Annotated in this window: 14 protein-coding genes and 2 pseudogenes; 11 read left to right on the top strand and 5 right to left on the bottom strand. The window is 72.3% G+C overall.

The features are described from left to right. The first annotated feature begins 44 nt into the window (after positions 1-44). Both RLT59_RS04510 and RLT59_RS04505 read left to right on the top strand, forming a co-directional pair. Complete coding sequence (locus RLT59_RS04510; protein ID WP_311302166.1) at positions 45-2,507, top strand: ATP-binding SpoIIE family protein phosphatase; 2,463 nt, start codon at positions 45-47, stop codon at positions 2,505-2,507. A 116-nt stretch (positions 2,508-2,623) separates the two neighbouring features. Then, on the top strand, positions 2,624-3,343 hold the full coding sequence (locus RLT59_RS04505; protein ID WP_311302165.1) for a class I SAM-dependent methyltransferase: 720 nt from the start codon (positions 2,624-2,626) through the stop codon (positions 3,341-3,343). 21 nt (positions 3,344-3,364) lie between these two features. On the opposite strand, the gene RLT59_RS04500 is transcribed toward RLT59_RS04505, so the two are convergent. After that, entirely contained in the window at positions 3,365-4,255 is an 891-nt protein-coding gene (locus tag RLT59_RS04500; RefSeq protein WP_311302164.1) for a LysR family transcriptional regulator, read from the bottom strand. 128 nt (positions 4,256-4,383) lie between these two features. Between RLT59_RS04500 and RLT59_RS04495 the strand changes: the two genes are divergently transcribed. The 7 genes from RLT59_RS04495 to RLT59_RS04465 all read left to right on the top strand — a co-directional run bounded on the left by RLT59_RS04495 (position 4,384) and on the right by RLT59_RS04465 (position 11,658). Then, positions 4,384-5,385 (top strand): aldo/keto reductase, encoded by a 1,002-nt coding sequence (locus tag RLT59_RS04495; protein ID WP_311302163.1) that lies wholly within the window; start codon positions 4,384-4,386, stop codon positions 5,383-5,385. Positions 5,386-5,558: 173 nt separating this feature from the next. Next, on the top strand, positions 5,559-6,392 hold the full coding sequence (locus tag RLT59_RS04490; RefSeq protein WP_311302162.1) for a M55 family metallopeptidase: 834 nt from the start codon (positions 5,559-5,561) through the stop codon (positions 6,390-6,392). Beyond that, positions 6,385-7,728, top strand: coding sequence for a M20/M25/M40 family metallo-hydrolase (locus tag RLT59_RS04485; protein ID WP_311302161.1), 1,344 nt, complete (start codon positions 6,385-6,387; stop codon positions 7,726-7,728). Before RLT59_RS04490 ends, RLT59_RS04485 begins: the two co-directional genes overlap by 8 nt. A gap of 21 nt (positions 7,729-7,749) precedes the next feature. Then, positions 7,750-9,735, top strand: coding sequence for a dipeptidyl-peptidase 5 (locus RLT59_RS04480; RefSeq protein WP_311302160.1), 1,986 nt, complete (start codon positions 7,750-7,752; stop codon positions 9,733-9,735). Continuing rightward, on the top strand, positions 9,732-10,694 hold the full coding sequence (locus RLT59_RS04475; protein WP_311302159.1) for a S66 peptidase family protein: 963 nt from the start codon (positions 9,732-9,734) through the stop codon (positions 10,692-10,694). Before RLT59_RS04480 ends, RLT59_RS04475 begins: the two co-directional genes overlap by 4 nt. Positions 10,695-10,829: 135 nt before the next feature. After that, a complete protein-coding gene (locus tag RLT59_RS04470; RefSeq protein WP_311302158.1) occupies positions 10,830-11,069 on the top strand; it encodes a LapA family protein in 240 nt (79 codons plus the stop codon). Positions 11,070-11,103: 34 nt separating this feature from the next. Beyond that, positions 11,104-11,658, top strand: a complete 555-nt coding sequence (locus tag RLT59_RS04465) for a GNAT family N-acetyltransferase (protein ID WP_311302157.1) — start codon at positions 11,104-11,106, stop codon at positions 11,656-11,658. 38 nt (positions 11,659-11,696) lie between these two features. On the opposite strand, the pseudogene RLT59_RS04460 reads toward RLT59_RS04465, so the two are convergent. Next, positions 11,697-12,389: pseudogene (locus RLT59_RS04460) on the bottom strand (MerR family transcriptional regulator); the annotation flags it as partial. A gap of 94 nt (positions 12,390-12,483) precedes the next feature. Between RLT59_RS04460 and RLT59_RS04455 the strand changes: the two are divergent. After that, positions 12,484-12,924, top strand: a pseudogene (locus RLT59_RS04455) (alpha/beta hydrolase); the annotation flags it as partial. A 276-nt stretch (positions 12,925-13,200) separates the two neighbouring features. On the opposite strand, the gene RLT59_RS04450 reads toward RLT59_RS04455, so the two are convergent. From RLT59_RS04450 to RLT59_RS04440, 3 genes are read right to left on the bottom strand one after another with little or no spacing between them, the layout of a single operon-like run. Further along, entirely contained in the window at positions 13,201-13,980 is a 780-nt protein-coding gene (locus RLT59_RS04450) for a uracil-DNA glycosylase (RefSeq protein WP_311302156.1), read from the bottom strand. 6 nt (positions 13,981-13,986) lie between these two features. Beyond that, the gene (locus RLT59_RS04445) at positions 13,987-14,550 is read right to left on the bottom strand and encodes a DJ-1/PfpI/YhbO family deglycase/protease (RefSeq protein WP_311302155.1); all 564 of its coding nucleotides are present in this window, start codon (positions 14,548-14,550) and stop codon (positions 13,987-13,989) included. A gap of 28 nt (positions 14,551-14,578) precedes the next feature. Further along, positions 14,579-14,905, bottom strand: coding sequence for a hypothetical protein (locus RLT59_RS04440; protein WP_024489858.1), 327 nt, complete (start codon positions 14,903-14,905; stop codon positions 14,579-14,581). Between the two features lie 233 nt (positions 14,906-15,138). Here RLT59_RS04440 and RLT59_RS04435 point away from each other — a divergent pair, with 233 nt between their 5' ends. Continuing rightward, entirely contained in the window at positions 15,139-15,780 is a 642-nt protein-coding gene (locus RLT59_RS04435) for an endonuclease (RefSeq protein ID WP_399126832.1), read from the top strand. Positions 15,781-15,807: the final 27 nt, after the last annotated feature.

Here is a 15,807-nt window from a genome sequence, read left to right as displayed (position 1 = left end):
CCACGTACCGCAGAACCTTGCGGTGGGGAAGGAGCCTTCCACCCATGGAACCCGGTGTGCCGGAGCACAGGGCACCACAACCGCGAGACGCCGCGGCGGGCCGTGTGCCGCTCGCCGTGGTCGTCGTCGACACGGACGGACGCGTGTCGCACTGGTCGTCCGGTGCCAGAAGACTCTTCGGTGTCGCCCGGGAGGACGCGGTCGGCTGCCCGGCCGGTGAACTGCTCCCGTTCACAGGGGCGTTGCGGGACCTGGGGGAACCGGTGCGGGACGCGATGTACGCCGGGTTCGGCCCGGGGCTGGACAGCTCCCTGAGCGGCGCCGCCGCCTATCCCATAGCGGGCCGGGCCAGGGTGGGCGAACCGGATCGAGGCCGGATCGAGGTCCTGTGGTGGGCCTACCCGCTCGTCGGACCCGGCCCGGAGCGGCTGCTCGTGCTCGCCGCGGACTCCGCGCAGGTACGCGGCGGCGAGGCGGGGCAGGGGCGGGGCGCGGATACGATCGCACCCGGATTCGCCCAGCACACCGATTTCCCCGGCTACCGGGAACTGTCCGGGCGGCTGCCCGAGATCCTGCCCAGCATGAGCGTCCACGAGGCCACCCGGATCGTCTCCCAGGTACTCGAACTCGGCTACCCGGTGCTGGAGTTCAGCCACCACGACCGGATCCCGGTGACCCCCGACTGGGGAGTGCCGCAGCGTGTCGGACACCCGGGCCCGGCGGCCTCGCCGCACATCGACGACGGGCGGCTCGCGCCCCGCGCGGTGCCCCGCCCCGAGCTGGACCTCGAATACGCGGCGGTCCGTGAGCGGCTGGAGTTCCTCAACGAGGTCAGCGGCCGAATCGGTTCCTCCCTCGACCTGGAACGCACCATCCGCGAGGTCACCAGCGCCGCGGTGCCCCGCTTCACCGACTTCGCGGGTACGCATCTGCGCGCCGCCGTCCTCGCCGGGGAGGGCTTCCCGGACGGGCCGCCCGACGTCACGACCGTCTGGCACCGGGTCTGGGTCGAGCACAACGACGAACCCGGCCGCTGGGACGACACCGTGCCGGTGGGGGAGTCCATCGCCTTCCCGGAGCACACCCCCTTCTTCCAGTGCATGGTCACCGGAGAACCGGTCATCATCCCTTATGTCAGTGAGGAGTTGAGTAACCGGATTTCCGGCGAGTTCGAGAAGCGCGACCTGCGTCCGCTGATCACCCACCGGTCCCTGCTCATCGTGCCGCTCAAGGCCCGCGACGTGGTGCTCGGCTTCATGGTCCTGATGCGGCGCCCGGGGCGGGAGCCCTTCGACGACATGGACCGCACCACCGGCGCCGAACTCGCCGCCAGGGCCGGGCTCGTCCTCGACAACGCCCGCATGTACACCTACCAGGAGAACGTCGCGGAGACCCTCCAGGACAGCATGCTGCCCCAGGTCGAGCCGCGCATGGCCGGCTGCGACATCGCCACCCGCTACCTGCCCGGCGCCCGGCTCGGCCGGGTCGGCGGCGACTGGTTCGACTCGGTGAAGCTCCCCGGCTCCAGGACCGCGCTCGTCGTGGGCGACGTGATGGGGCACGGCCTCAACTCGGCGGCGATGATGGGCCAGTTACGTACCGCCGTGCTGACCATGGCCACCATGGAGATGGAGCCCGCGCAGCTGCTGCGCAATCTGGACGACCTGGCCCAGCGGCTCGGCGAGCAGTATCTGGCCACCTGTCTCTACGCGGTGTACGACCCGATCCGTTCCGAACTCCAGATCGCCAACGCCGGTCACATCCCGCCGGTGCTGGTCCATGCCGAGGACGGCCGGGCCGAGCTGCTCGATCTGCCGACGGGCGCCCCGATCGGGGTCGGCGGGGTGGCCTTCGCGACGGCGACCGTGCGCGTCCTGCCGGGCGACCGGCTGGTGCTCTGCACCGACGGACTGGTCGAGGTGCGCGGCCAGGACATCGGCGCCGGTCTCGCCGCGCTCTGCGCCTCCGCCGCGCATCCCGCCGCGTCCATGGACGACGCCTGCGACACGATCATCCGGGCACTCAACCCCCGCGACGGCCGCAAGGACGATGTCGCTCTGCTGATGGCCCGGCTCAACGGCATCCCGGAGGACGACGTCGCGGAGTGGCAACTCGCTCTGGACCCCCGCGAGGTGGCGCGCGCCCGCCGGATGGTCCGGGGCAAGCTGATCGACTGGGAGCTGCCCGACGCCGTGGAGTCGGCCGAACTGATGGTCAGCGAACTCGTCACCAACGCGGTGAAGCACGGACGTACCCATCACATCGGGCTCCGGCTGGTGCGTACCGGCGCCCTGCTCTGCGAGGTCAGCGACGACGAGCCAGCCCCCGCCGCGCTTCTCGACGCCACCGCGCAGGACGAGTTCGGGCGAGGCCTCGTCCTGGTGGCCGGCCTCGCCCGGGAATGGGGCAGCAGTACGACGGCGCGCGGCAAGACAGTCTGGTTCGAGCTGGCGCTCTCCCGGCTGCCCGGCCGTCGCCCGTCCGGCCTACGGCTGAACGAGCGGTAACCCCGGCCGGGGGAGAGGCGGCCGCCGGTCGCGTCCGCGCACTTGCCCCGATCCGCTGCGGGCGGTAGTCCCTTGTGGTGCAAGGTGGCTCGGTGTGACGGGACTTGGGAGTGCGCATGAATGATCCACAGCGGTACCGCGAGGCGTGGGAAGGCTTCTGGGAAGCGACCTCGGACGCGCCCGGCGAGGCGATCTGGGACTCCGATCCCTCACTGAGCGCCGTACCGCACTGCGAACTGCTCCTGCCGTACGCCGATGCCTCGCTGCCCGTCGTCGACCTCGGCTGCGGCAACGGCACCCAGACCCGCTACCTCGCCACCCGGTTCGCCCACGCCATCGGAGTGGACCTCTCGCACGCCGCGATCGGCCATGCCCGCCGGGCGGACACCGAGGGCGTCGCCGAGTTCGCCCAGCTCGACCTGACCGACGGCGACGCGGTACGCGCCCTCCACGAGCGGATCGGGGACGCCAACGTCTATATGCGGGCGGTGATCCACCAGAGCGAGGCCGAGGCCAGGCCCGCGGTGGCCGCTGCCGTGGCGACGCTGCTCGGCGCGCGCGGCCGGGCCTTCGTCGCGGAGCTGACCCCGGCCTCCAAGGACGTGCTCCGGCTGGCGGCACAGGGTCCGGACGGTCCGCCCAAGAAGCTGCGCCGGGTCTACGACCACGGGCTCAAACCGGCGGACGCCGCGGAGGAGGAGGTGCCGGACCTCCTGGGGGCGGCCGGACTGACCACGCTCGACAGCGGTGACACGGCCCTGCCGCAGACCGAGCGGCTGCCCGACGGGACCCGGATCGACCTGCCGGCCAGGTGGTTCGTGCTGGCCGTCGGCTGAACGGGCCCGCGCGGAGAGACCTCAGCGCGCGTCCTGACCCCGCACCAGGGTCATGAGCGCCCGTGCCCCGGGGCTCATGACCCGCGCCTCCGGAAGCACCACGACGCTCTCGTAGTACGGCTGGACCGGCCCGTCCAGCCGTACCGTCGCCAGGCCCCGGGCCTCGGGCTTGCGGGTGAAGTGGTGCGGCACCACCGCGATGCCAAGCCCTTCCTGCACCAGCTCAAGCAGGCTGTGCACGTCGTTCACCTCAAGCGCCACGGTGCGGCGGACCCGGGCGGCCGCGAACGCCTCGTCGGCCGCCCGGCGCGGACCCCAGTCCGGATGGAAGTCGATGAACGGCTCGCCCGGCAGCTCGTCCCACCCGGCCCGGTCCCGCTCGGCCAGCCGGTGGCCGGGGGCGCACAGCAGGACCATGGGCTCACGGGCCAGCGGAACCAGCTCGCCGCGCCACTCCACGGAGCTGACCGCGGCGGCGAAGGCGATGTCGAGCCGCCCGCCGGCCACCCCGTCCACCAGGCTCGTCGTCCCCTCCTGGCGGAGCCGGATCTCCATGTGCGGATGCTCACGGTGGAAGGCGGCCAGCAGCCGGGGCAGGCTCACCCCGGCCACGCACTGCTCGACCCCCACCGACAGGGTGCCGCGCAGCAGCCCCCGTACGGCGTCCACGGCGTCCTTCGCCGCCCGCGCGCCGGCCAGGGTGCGCTCGGCCTCCACCAGCAGGGCGCGCCCGGCCTCGGTCAGCCGGACGCTGCGGGTGGTCCGGCTGAACAGCGGGGTCCGCAGCTCCTGCTCCAGCGCCCGGACGGAGGCGGAGAGCCCGGACTGCGACACGGCGAGGCGCTCGGCGGCCCGGGTGAAGTGCTGTTCCTCGGCGACCGCGACGAAATGTTCCAGCTGGCGCAACTCCATGATTGAGAAATATAGACGCTGAATCCAAGCGGAATCTCCTGTTGGACTGCTGGATCGATCTGCGCGAGCCTGGAGCCCGCACGGCGTACCCCGTCGTGGACCGGAACGATCTCTCCCGTGGAGCCCGCATGTACATCCCGTCCGCAGACCGCTACCAGGACATGCCCTACCGGCGCACCGGGCGCAGCGGTCTGAAGCTGCCGGCCCTCTCGCTCGGCCTGTGGCACAACTTCGGCGGGGACCGGACTCCGGAGACCCAGGGGCAGATCCTCCGCCGGGCCTTCGACCTCGGCATCACCCACTTCGACCTGGCGAACAACTACGGCCCGCCGCCCGGCTCCGCCGAGATCGCGATGGGCCGCGCGCTGGCGACGGACTTCGCCCGGCACCGGGACGAGATCATCGTCTCCACCAAGGCCGGCTACCTGATGTGGGACGGCCCGTACGGGGAGTGGGGCTCACGCAAGAACCTGCTCTCCTCGCTCGACCAGAGCCTCGGCCGCCTCGGGCTCGATTACGTCGACATCTTCTACTCCCACCGCCCCGACCCCGAGACCCCGCTCGAAGAGACGATGGGCGCCCTCCACTCGGCGGTCCAGCAGGGCAAGGCGCTCTACGCGGGCGTCTCCAACTACTCCGCCGAGCAGACCCGGGAGGCCGCCCGGATCCTGAAGGACCTCGGCACCCCGCTGCTCATCCACCAGCCGCGCTACTCGATGCTGGACCGCTGGGTCGAGGACGGCCTGCTCACCGCCCTCGACGAGCTGGGCGCCGGCTCCATCGCGTACTCGCCGCTGGAACAGGGCATCCTCTCCGACCGCTACCTCCGCGGCATCCCGGAGGGCTCACGGGCGGCGGGCAGCAGCCCGTTCCTGTCGGCCGACTCCGTCACCCCGGAGCTGCTCGCACGCCTGCGCGAGCTCGACGAACTGGCCTCGGAGCGCGGCCAGTCGCTGGCCCAGCTGGCGCTGGCCTGGGTGCTGCGCGGCGGCCGGGTCACCTCCGCCGTCATCGGCGCGAGCAGCGTCGCCCAGCTGGAGAACAGCGTCCGGGCGGTCCACAACCTGGAGTTCAGCGACAAGGAACTCAAGCGGATCGAGAAGCTGCTGAAGGGCGCGAAGCGCGGCTGAGGCGGCCCGGCACGCGGGTGCCCCGCCTCACGCGTACGGTCCCGGCTCGGGCCGGGACCTCGACGAGGAACTGTCCACGGGACTGAGCCGCGCGGCGACCTTCAGTGGAATGGACCAATGGAGGTCCGGACAGCCCTGGCCTGCGCGTTCCCCGGCGCGTACCGTGTGGCCGCATGAAGATCCTCGTGAGTGCCGACATGGAGGGCGCCACCGGTGTGACCTGGCCGGCCGATGTGCTGCCCGGCACGCCGCAGTGGGAGCGATGCCGTTCCCTGTTCACCTCCGACGTCAACGCCGCGGCCCTCGGGTTCTACGACGGAGGCGCCGAAGAGGTGCTCGTCAACGAGGCCCATTGGACCATGCGCAACCTGCTCCTGGAGCGGCTCGACGACCGGGTCCAGATGCTCACCGGCAAGCACAAGTCGCTCAGCATGGTGGAGGGCATCCAGCACGGGGACGTCGACGCGGTCGCCTTCGTCGGCTACCACACTGGCGCCGGTACGGAAGGGGTGCTGGCCCACACCTATCTGGCCAACTCCATCACCGGGGTCTGGCTGAACGGGGCCAGGGCCAGTGAGGGGCTGCTCAACGCGCATGTCGCCGCCGAGTACGGAGTCCCCGTCGTGCTGGTCACCGGGGACGACCTGACCTGTGCCGACGCGGCGGGCTACGCGCCCGACGCCCGCACCGTCGCCGTCAAGGACTACGTCTCGCGCTACGCCGCGGTCTGCCGCACCCCCGCGCGTACCGCCGCCGACATCCGTGCGGCGGCCAAGGAGGCGGTCTCGCTGGCGGGCCGGTACACGCCTGTCGACGGCGGACCGTTCACCGTGGAGCTGGAGTTCGACGCCGAGCACCTGGCGGCGGCGGCCACCGTCGTACCGGGCGTGGCGGTCTCCGGCGAGAGGCGTGTCGCCTATACGAGCGAGACGATGTACGAAGGTATCCGCACGTTCAAGGCGGTGACGACCATCGTGTCGTCCGCCGTGGAGGAACAGTATGGCTGAGGTGACCAACCCCAGGAGCGGCGTCGACGCACTCGCGCTCGACGAATCGGTGACGTTCACCTCCGAACTGATCCGCATCGACACCACCAACCGGGGCGGCGGCGACTGCCGCGAACGCCCGGCGGCCGAGTACGTGGCCGAGCGGCTGGCCGCCGTCGGACTCGAACCGACGCTCCTGGAGCGCACCCCCGGCCGCACCAACGTGGTCGCCAGGATCGCTGGTACAGACCGGTCCGCCGACGCCCTGCTGGTCCACGGGCACCTGGACGTGGTGCCCGCGGAGGCCGACGACTGGTCCGTGCACCCCTTCTCCGGTGAGGTCCGCGACGGTGTCGTCTGGGGCCGGGGCGCCATCGACATGAAGAACATGGACGCGATGGTCCTCGCCGTCGTCCGGCACTGGGCCAGGGCAGGCATCCGGCCCCGCCGCGACATCGTGATCGCGTACACCGCTGACGAGGAGGCCAGCGCCGACGACGGCTCGGGCTTCCTCGCCGACCAGCACCCCGGACTCTTCGAGGGCTGTACGGAGGGCATCAGCGAATCCGGCGCCTTCACCTTCCACGCCGGACCGAACATGCCGCTCTACCCCATCGCGGCGGGCGAGCGCGGCACCGGATGGCTCAAGCTGACCGCGCACGGCAAGGCGGGGCACGGATCCAAGGTCAACAAGGCCAACGCGGTCAGCACGCTGGCCGCCGCCGTCGCCCGGATCGGCGCCCATGAATGGCCGGTGCGCCTCACCCCGACGGTCCGCGCCGCGCTCACCGAGATCGCCGCACTGCACGGCATCCACCCCGACCTCGACGCCCCCGGCTTCGACGTGGACGAACTCCTCGGCAAGATCGGGCCGGCCGCCGCCCTCATCGAGCCGACCGTCCGCAACAGCGCCAACCCGACGATGCTGGACGCCGGGTACAAGGTCAATGTCATCCCGGGCCACGCCACCGCGTTCATCGACGGCCGGACGGTGCCCGGCGGCGAGGACGAGTTCCGCACCACCATGGACCGGCTGACCGGACCCTCGGTCGACTGGGAGTACCACCACCGCGAGGTGGCCCTCCAGGCCCCGGTCGACTCGCCCACGTACGCCAAACTCCGGGCCGCCGTAGAGCGGTTCGACCCGGACGGCCATGTGGTGCCGTACTCCATGTCCGGCGGCACCGACGCCAAGCAGTTCTCCCGGCTCGGCATCACCGGCTACGGCTTCTCCCCGCTGAAGCTGCCGGTCGGCTTCGACTACCAGGCCCTCTTCCACGGCGTGGACGAACGCGTCCCCGTCGAGGCGCTGCACTTCGGCGTCCGGGTCCTGGACCACTATCTCCGCACCGCCTGAACCACTCGGGGGAATTCGAACATGGCAACCACGCAGGCCTACGGAAGCTGGCCGTCCCCGATCGACGCCGCGCTGGCCGCCTCGCGGGACGGCCGGCCGGAGTACGTCGAAGCGGTCGGCGAAGAGCTGTGGTGGACGGAACCCCGCCCGGCCCAGGCCGGCCGGCGCGCCCTGGTGCGACGGCTGGCCGACGGCACCACCGCGGAGCTGCCCGCCCCCTGGAACGTCCGCAGCCGGGTCATCGAGTACGGCGGACGGCCCTGGACCGGAACGGAACGCGCCGAGGGCGGCCCGCTGATCGTCTTCGTCCACTTCGACGACCAGCGGCTGTACGCCTACGAGCCGGACGGCCCCGGCGAGCCCTGGCCGCTCACCCCCGTCTCGACGGTCGGCGGCGGACTGCGCTGGGCCGACCCGCGACTCCACCCGGAGCGGGGCGCCTGTGGCGAGGTCTGGTGCGTCCTGGAGGAGTTCACCGGCGAGGGGCCGGGCGAACTGCGCAGGCTGATCGCCGCCGTACCGCTGGACGGATCGGCGGCCGGTGACCGCTCCTCGGTACGCGAACTCTCCGACGACCGGCACCGGTTCGTCACCGGGCCCGAACTCTCGCCCGACGGACGCCGGGCGGCCTGGATCGCCTGGGACCACCCGCGGATGCCGTGGGACGGCACAGACGTGATCCTCGCGGACATCGGAGACGACGGAACGTTCCACGACCCCCGGACCCTGCTGGGCGGCCCGGAGGAATCCGTACCGCAGATCCAGTGGACCGACGACGGACGGCTGCTCTTCGCCAGTGACCGCAGCGGCTGGTGGAACCTGTACCGGGCGGAACCGGACGGCAGCGCGGTCGAACTCTGCCCCAGGCAGGAGGAGTTCGCCGGACCGCTGTGGAAGATCGGGCTCAGCTGGTTCCGGCCGCTGGAGAACGGGCTGATCGCCACCCTGCACGGCAGGGGCGCCACCACGCTCTCCATCCTCGACCCGGAGACCGGAACGCTCGTCGGCATCGCCGGGCCCTGGACCGAATGGGCCGGGACGCTCGCCGTACAGGGCAGCCGGGTCATCGGCATCGCCGCGAGCCCGCGCAGCGCGTACGAGATCGTGGAGCTGGACACGGCGACCGGGCACACCCGGATCATCGCGGCCGAGCACGAGGACGCGGTCGATCCCGCGTACTACCCCGAGCCCGCGGAGCGCACCTTCGCCGGCCCCGGCGGCCGGGAGATCCACGCCCACATCCACCCGCCGCACAGCCCCGACCGGACCGGACCGGCCGGCGAACTGCCGCCGTACGTCATATGGGCGCACGGCGGCCCCACCGGGCACGCCGCCCTCGTCCTCGACCTGGAGATCGCCTACTTCACCTCGCGCGGCATCGGGGTGGCCGAGGTCAACTACGGCGGCTCGACCGGTTACGGACGGGAGTACCGCAACCGGCTGCGCGAACAGTGGGGCGTCGTCGACGTGGAGGACTGCGCGGCCGTGGCCGGCGCGCTCGCCGCCGAGGGCACCGCGGACCCGGACCGGCTGGCCGTCCGCGGCGGCAGCGCCGGCGGCTGGACCACGGCCGCCTCGCTGACCGGCACCGACGTCTACGCCTGCGGCACCATCATCTACCCCATCCTCGACCTGACCGGCTGGGGCAGCGGCGAGACCCACGACTTTGAATCGCAGTACCTGGAATCGCTGGTGGGCCCGCTGGCCGAGGTCCCCGAGCGCTACCGCGAACGCTCCCCGAGCACCCGTACCGACCGGCTCACCACACCGTTCCTGCTGCTCCAGGGCGAGGACGACCCGATCTGCCCGCCCGTGCAGTGCGAGCGATTCCTGGCCGCCCTGGAGGGGCGCGGCATCCCGCACGCCTACCTCACCTACCCGGGCGAGGGCCACGGCTTCCGCCGTGCGGACACCATGATCAGCGCGCTGGAGGCCGAACTCTCCCTCTATGCCCAGACCTTCGGCATCGAGCGGCCCGACGTGCCTCGGCTGGAGCTGGAGAAGTGACGCTCGCGCCTTCCGTACCCCTCGCCCCGCTGGTCCGCCCCGCCCGGCTGCGCGCGGGCGCCAGGGTCGCCGTCGTCTCTCCGAGCGGGCCCGTGCCCGTCGACCGGCTGGAGCCCGGCCTGGACATCCTGCGCGGCTGGGGCCTGGAAACCGTGACGATGCCTCATGTCCTGGACGTGCACCAGGATCTGGACTATCTGGCCGGTGCGGACGAGGCACGCGCCCAGGATCTCCAGGACGCCTGGTGCGATCCCTCGGTCGACGCGGTGATCTGCGCCCGGGGCGGGTACGGGGCGCAGCGCATGGTCGACCTGGTCGACTGGGCGGCGATCCGGGCCGCCGGACCCAAGGCGTTCGTCGGCTACAGCGACGTCACCGTGCTCCACGAGGCGTTCGCCCTGCGGACGGGCTTCGCCACCCTGCACGGCCCCATGGCGGGAGCGGAGACCTTCCGCAAGGACCCGCGCACCCAGGAATCCCTGCGAGCCACCCTGTTCGAACCGGAGAGCGTGCGGACGCTGGGTCTCGACGGGGCGGGGGTGCTGGCGCCCGGCCGGGCCAGGGGGATCACCTATGGCGGCTGCCTGAAACTGCTGACCGCCGAACTGGGCACCCCGCACGCCAGACGGTCGGCCCGGGGCGGGCTGCTGGTCATCGAGGACATCGAAGAGGCCCCGTACGCCATCGACCGCATGCTCACCCAGCTGCTGCGGGCCGGGGCGCTTGACGGCGTCGCCGGGGTGGCCTGCGGTTCCTGGGCGGGCTGCGGGCCGTACGAGAAGGTGCGGGCGGTGCTCGCGGACCGGCTCGGCGGCCTCGGTGTCCCCGTCGTCGAGGAGCTGGGCTTCGGCCACGGCCCCACCGGGCTGACGATCCCGCTCGGCGTCCCGGCCGTGCTCGACGCGCCTGCGGACGGCGGCCCGGCCACGCTCACGGTCGAGGCCGCGGCGCTGCTCTGAGCGGGCGGAACCGGCACTCGCGCACAACGGCGCCGCCGCCCGGATGGGCGTACAGAACGGCCCTCCGGCACCCGGACGGAGTCATCCTGGTGCCCCGGGGGCCGAGGCGTACCAGGAGCAGGGAAGGGGCCGTTCATGAGCCCGAAAGACGTGTCGAGCAGTGGTACGCGCAGCACCGGTCCCTTCACCCCGACCCGCATTCTGATCCTCGTCATCGCGGTCCTCTCGGTGGTGTTCATCGCGGAGAACACCGACGACGTGCAGGTCCGCCTGCTGATTCCGCTGGTGACGATGCCGCTCTACGCGGCGCTGGCCGTGATGTTCCTGGCCGGGATGGCCTGCGGCGCCTACTTCTTCCGCAGGCGGGCCAAGTAGCACAGGTGTCCCGTAGGCCGCCTACGCTGGGCCGATGTCCGACAGCACCTATCTGGCCGAGGGGCCGCGCACCGCGATCCGCGCCTTCACCTCCGCGGATTCCGACGAGTTCACCGCATGTGCCCGGGAGAGCCGCGAACTGCACCGGCCCTGGCTGTTCCCGCCGACCGACCCGGACACCTACGCCGCCTACGCGACCGTACTCATCGAGGACCCGTCGAAGGCGGGCTTCCTCGTGTGCGAGCGGCACGGCGACGGGGGCGGCGCCGACGGTGCCGTGGCCGGCTTCATCAACATCAACAACATCGTCATCGGCGGCTTCCGCTGCGGCGCGCTCGGATACGGCGTCTTCGCCCACGCGGCCGGGCGCGGACTGATGGCCGAGGGGCTCGGGCTGGTGCTGCGGCACGCCTTCGGGCCCCTCGGCCTGCACCGGCTCGAAGCCAACATCCAGCCGGGCAACGAGGCCTCGATCGCCCTGGTGCGCCGGGCCGGATTCCGGCTGGAGGGCTTCTCGCCCGACTTCCTGTTCATCGACGGGGCCTGGCGCGACCACGAGCGCTGGGCGATCACCGCGGAGATGCGCTGACCCGGCAGGGCCGGGGCCTCACACCGTCCCGGTGAACACCTGCGCGTCCAGCGCCGCGAACAGCCATACGCCTCGGCCAGACCGGCGTACAGCACAGCCGGCCGGGCGGCCCCCTCGCCCCGGTGTGCCGCCGGCTGAGGCCGCTCGGTGCCGGTGCACGGGCGGGTCACGAGGGCGTACAGCCGGGCGAAGGCGAGAACCTGGGCGGGCTCCGGGTCTTCGGGCAGCTGCGGCACCACAGCCTCCAGGAACGCGGCGGTCGCCCCGGCCGGCATCCGGGGCGGCAGCCAGCCCCGCCAGAAGCGGGCCAGCGGCGCGGTGTCCGGAGGCGCGGACACCGCCCCGATCAGGCGGAGCCGGTCCGCCCGCTCAACCGGCCGGCACTCCTGCACCAGCCGCAGCCCGGCCTCCCGCCAGCGCAGCGCCCGGAGCTGGGAGCCGAGTTCGCGCAGCTGCCCCGCGACGGCGTCCTCCAGCACGCTGCCCGCCCCGGTCTCCTCCTCGTCGAGGACCCGGTGCACCTCGCGCACCGGAAGGCCCAGGGCACGCAGCGAGCGGACCAGCCGCAGCCGGCCGAGTGCCTCCGGACCGTACCGGCGGTGCCCGCCGGCGCTGCGGCAGGCCTCCGGCAGCAGGCCGCTGTCCGAGTAGAAACGGACGGTCTTGACGGTGACGCCCGCACGCTCGGCGAGTTCACCGATGCCGTACAGGCCGTCGTGGGACGGGAACACTTGAACCTCCCTCCGGGGGAGCTTCTACCGTACCGGCGGGCGCTGCCGCAGAGTCGTGGCGGCGTCGCGGACGAGGAGCGCTGGGGAGAGACCGATGACCGCATTCATCCTGGTACCGGGCATGTTCACCGATACACACGTGTGGCGGGAGACCGCCGAGCGGCTGACCGCCGAGGGCGACGAGGTGCACGCGGTGGCCCTCAGCGGGACCGGTGGCCCCCGCCCCGCCGCGACGGACACCGTCGACCTGGAGACCCACATCGCGGACGCACTCGCGGTGATCGACTCGGTCGGCGCCGCGCCCGGCCGGGAGATCGTGCTGGTCGGCCACGACTACGGCATCCACCCGGTGCTGGGCGCCGCCGACCGCAGGGCGGAGCGCGTCGGCCGCATCGTCTACCTGGACTCCGGGCTGCCCCAGGACGGCGTCCCCGCCCTGGCCGCCGTACCCGACCCGGCCCTGCGCGAGGAGCTGGCCGAGCGCGCGGCTACCGACGGGGCCCACGGGGTGCTGCCCGCCCCGGCCCGCGACGCCCGATTCCGCCCGGCGGACGTGGTGCCGAAGGCCGGCGCCCTGCCGCTCGTGATCACCCGGGTGGCCGCGAGCGGCAGGAGTTCGCCGCCACGGTGGAGGATTTCCTCACCGCGTCCCGGGACTGCGGGGCGGCGGTGGAGGTGATCGACGTACCGAACGCCCACCACGCCTTCGAGACCATCGACCTGACCCAGGAGTCCCGCGACGCGGTGCACCGTGGGATGCGCGCGGTGCTGGCCCACCTGGAGGCGTGAGGGCTGGGCCCCGGGTCGCTTCTCACGGGCGGGTGGCCGGCAGCCGGGCCAGTACGGCACCCCGGAGCAGCACCTCCCGCAGCTGTACGGGGGTCAGCGTGCGGGTGGACATGTTGCGTTGGCTGGGGTGGTAGCCGCCGACCAGGTGCAGCGTCCGTTGTCCGTCACGGCTGGTGAGGGTTGCCTCTGCGCCGTGTCCGAAGGCGGGACGGGGGCGGGGCAGCTGCCAGCCGGCGTCGGCCAGCACCGGGAGCAGGGTCTGCCAGGCGAAGCCGCCGAGCACCACGACGGCGCGCAGCGCCGGGCTCAGCAGTGCCAGCTCGCGGGCGAGCCAGGGGTGGCAGGTGTCGCGCTCGGTGGTGGTGGGCCGGTTGCCGGGCGGTGCGCAGTGCACCGGCATCGTGACGCGTACTCCGTGCAGCCGCAGGCCGTCCCCGCGGTGCGTTGCGGTCGGCTGAGAGGCGAGCCCGACGTCGTACAGGGCGGCGAACAGAGCGTCCCCCGAGGCGTCGCCGGTGAAGATCCGGCCCGTGCGATTGCCGCCGTGCGCGGCGGGCGCCAGGCCGACGAGTGCCAGCGGGGCGTCCGGGGGACCGAAGCCCGGTACCGGTCGCGCCCAGTACTCCTGGTCCAGGAACGCCGGGCGCTTGACCCGGGCGGTCTCCTCCCGCCAGGCCACCAGCCGCGGGCAGGCCCGGCACGTGGTCAGTGCCGCGTCCAGCTCGGCCACGGAACGGGCCTCCGAAGCCGCCGCGGCCGGGAAACCGGCCGCCTCCGGCGCGGGCGGAGTCGTCTCAGGCATGCCGGCTCATACGACAGCGAGGGCGGCATCGATCTCGTGGAGGAAGGGGTCCAGGTCTCCGGGGTTGCGGGAGGTGATCAGCGTCCAGCCGCCCATGTCGTCGACGACCACAGGCTCGTCGGCCCAGGTGCCGCCGGCGTTGCGGATGTCCGTGGCCAGCGAGGGGTACGACGTGAGCCGCTTGCCCGCGACGGCATCCGCCTCGACCAGGGCCCACGGCCCGTGGCAGATCGCCGCGATGGGGCGCCCGGCCACCGTGAAGGCACGGACGAGTTCCACTCCCGGGCCCTGACAGCGCAGCTTGTCCGCGTTCAGAGTCCCGCCCGGAATGAGCAGCAGGTCGTACGCGGCGGCATCGGCCGCGTCGAGCGTGAGGTCGGGCCGCACGGTCCTTCCGGGGTCCTTGTCACCGACCAGCGTCCGGATGTCGTCCGTGGACAGGGCCGCGATGTCCACGTGGGCGCCCCAGCCGCGCAGATGCTCGACCGGCACCACGAGTTCGTCCTGCTCGACGCCGTAGTTCGTCACGACGGCCAGTACCCTGCGCTTGCTTCCGTCATTCGCGGTCATCGTCGCTACCTCTTTCCCTGGGAGCTGATCAACGGCCGACGGCCTTGAGCAGCTGCTCCTTGTTCATCTTCGAGCGGCCTTCGATGTTCTTCCTCTTGGCGTCCTCGTACAGCTGGTCCCTGGTGCGTCCCTGGGCGCCGCTGTGGGAGCGCTGTCCGCCACGCTGGGAGGCGGACTTCGGGTCACGCGTCGACGACTTGCTCGCCGTCTCCGCCTCGCCCGAGCGGGCGCGCTCCTTGTTCACGGTGCGGGCCGCGATCTCCTTCGCCCGCTTCTCGGACGTACCGCGCTTCTCGGCGCTCTCCTTGACGTGCTCGTACTGACGCTCACGCTTCGGGCTGGATCCTGCGGGCATGGGACTCTCCTCGTTTCGCTGTGTCTCCGTCTTCCGACTCGGACTCGGGTTTCCCCCAGTCCACTTCCGAAACGTGCTCTCCGCGACGTGAGCGCGACCACCCGGGGGTGGCCCTCCCCAGGCGTCCACCCGGTGGATGCGGACTAGCTTGGGAGGACAGTGGATTCGTTCCCGCCACGGGTGCCCGACACCCGTACCGGAGGAGATGACCGGCTGTGAACAACCGCAGGACCATGGAGGCGCTGCTCACCGAGCACGGCCGGACGTTCGCCGACGAGGCGGGTATCCGGCTGCGTGACACTCCACAGCCGCTGTACCAACTGCTGGTGCTCAGCCACCTCCTGAGCGCCAGGATCAGAGGCTCCGTCGCGGTGGCCGCCGCACAGGCTCTCTTCGCGCATGACATGCGCTCGCCCCGCCATATGCTCGAATCGACCTGGCAGCAGCGTGTGGACGCTCTCGGGGAGGGCGGCTACCGCCGCTACGACGAGAAGACCGCTACCCAACTGGCCGACGGAGCCGAGCTGCTGCTCGAAGAGTACGGCGGTGACCTGCGGCGCCTTCGCCGGTCGGCCGACGGTGATCTCGACGCCTTGCGGAGCGGCCTTCGCCGCACACCGGGCGTGGGCCCGGCCGGCGCGGACATCTTCCTGCGCGAGGCCCAGGCGGTGTGGCCCGAGACGGCGCCGTACCTCGACAAGAAGGCCCTGCAGGGTGCGGAGAAGCTGGGGCTGCCGACCTCACCGGAGAAGCTGACCGGGCTGGCGGAACAGGCCCGCCCGTCCGGCCCCCACGGGCCCGAGGTCCTCGCGGCGTCGCTGGTACGCGCGGCCCTGGACAAGGACATCGTCGCGGACCTTCGGGCGCGCAGGTGAACCCGTCGTGTTGCCGGGGTACGGTCC

Source organism: Streptomyces sp. ITFR-6 (genome assembly GCF_031844725.1).
Classification (GTDB): domain Bacteria; phylum Actinomycetota; class Actinomycetes; order Streptomycetales; family Streptomycetaceae; genus Streptomyces.
Note: the sequence above shows the minus strand (reverse complement) of the source record. Positions and strands in the feature narration are given on the sequence as shown.

Bases quoted from the DNA above. Each gene is read 5' to 3' on its own strand.
- RLT59_RS04510 (WP_311302166.1), top strand. From the start codon at position 45: ATGGAACCCGGTGTGCCGGAGCACAGGGCACCACAACCGCGAGACGCC.
- RLT59_RS04505 (WP_311302165.1), top strand. From the start codon at position 2,624: ATGAATGATCCACAGCGGTACCGCGAGGCGTGGGAAGGCTTCTGGGAA.
- RLT59_RS04500 (WP_311302164.1), bottom strand. From the start codon at position 4,255: ATGGAGTTGCGCCAGCTGGAACATTTCGTCGCGGTCGCCGAGGAACAG.
- RLT59_RS04495 (WP_311302163.1), top strand. From the start codon at position 4,384: ATGTACATCCCGTCCGCAGACCGCTACCAGGACATGCCCTACCGGCGC.
- RLT59_RS04490 (WP_311302162.1), top strand. From the start codon at position 5,559: ATGAAGATCCTCGTGAGTGCCGACATGGAGGGCGCCACCGGTGTGACC.
- RLT59_RS04485 (WP_311302161.1), top strand. From the start codon at position 6,385: ATGGCTGAGGTGACCAACCCCAGGAGCGGCGTCGACGCACTCGCGCTC.
- RLT59_RS04480 (WP_311302160.1), top strand. From the start codon at position 7,750: ATGGCAACCACGCAGGCCTACGGAAGCTGGCCGTCCCCGATCGACGCC.
- RLT59_RS04470 (WP_311302158.1), top strand. From the start codon at position 10,830: ATGAGCCCGAAAGACGTGTCGAGCAGTGGTACGCGCAGCACCGGTCCC.
- RLT59_RS04465 (WP_311302157.1), top strand. From the start codon at position 11,104: ATGTCCGACAGCACCTATCTGGCCGAGGGGCCGCGCACCGCGATCCGC.
- RLT59_RS04450 (WP_311302156.1), bottom strand. From the start codon at position 13,980: ATGCCTGAGACGACTCCGCCCGCGCCGGAGGCGGCCGGTTTCCCGGCC.
- RLT59_RS04445 (WP_311302155.1), bottom strand. From the start codon at position 14,550: ATGACCGCGAATGACGGAAGCAAGCGCAGGGTACTGGCCGTCGTGACG.
- RLT59_RS04440 (WP_024489858.1), bottom strand. From the start codon at position 14,905: ATGCCCGCAGGATCCAGCCCGAAGCGTGAGCGTCAGTACGAGCACGTC.
- RLT59_RS04435 (WP_399126832.1), top strand. From the start codon at position 15,139: ATGGAGGCGCTGCTCACCGAGCACGGCCGGACGTTCGCCGACGAGGCG.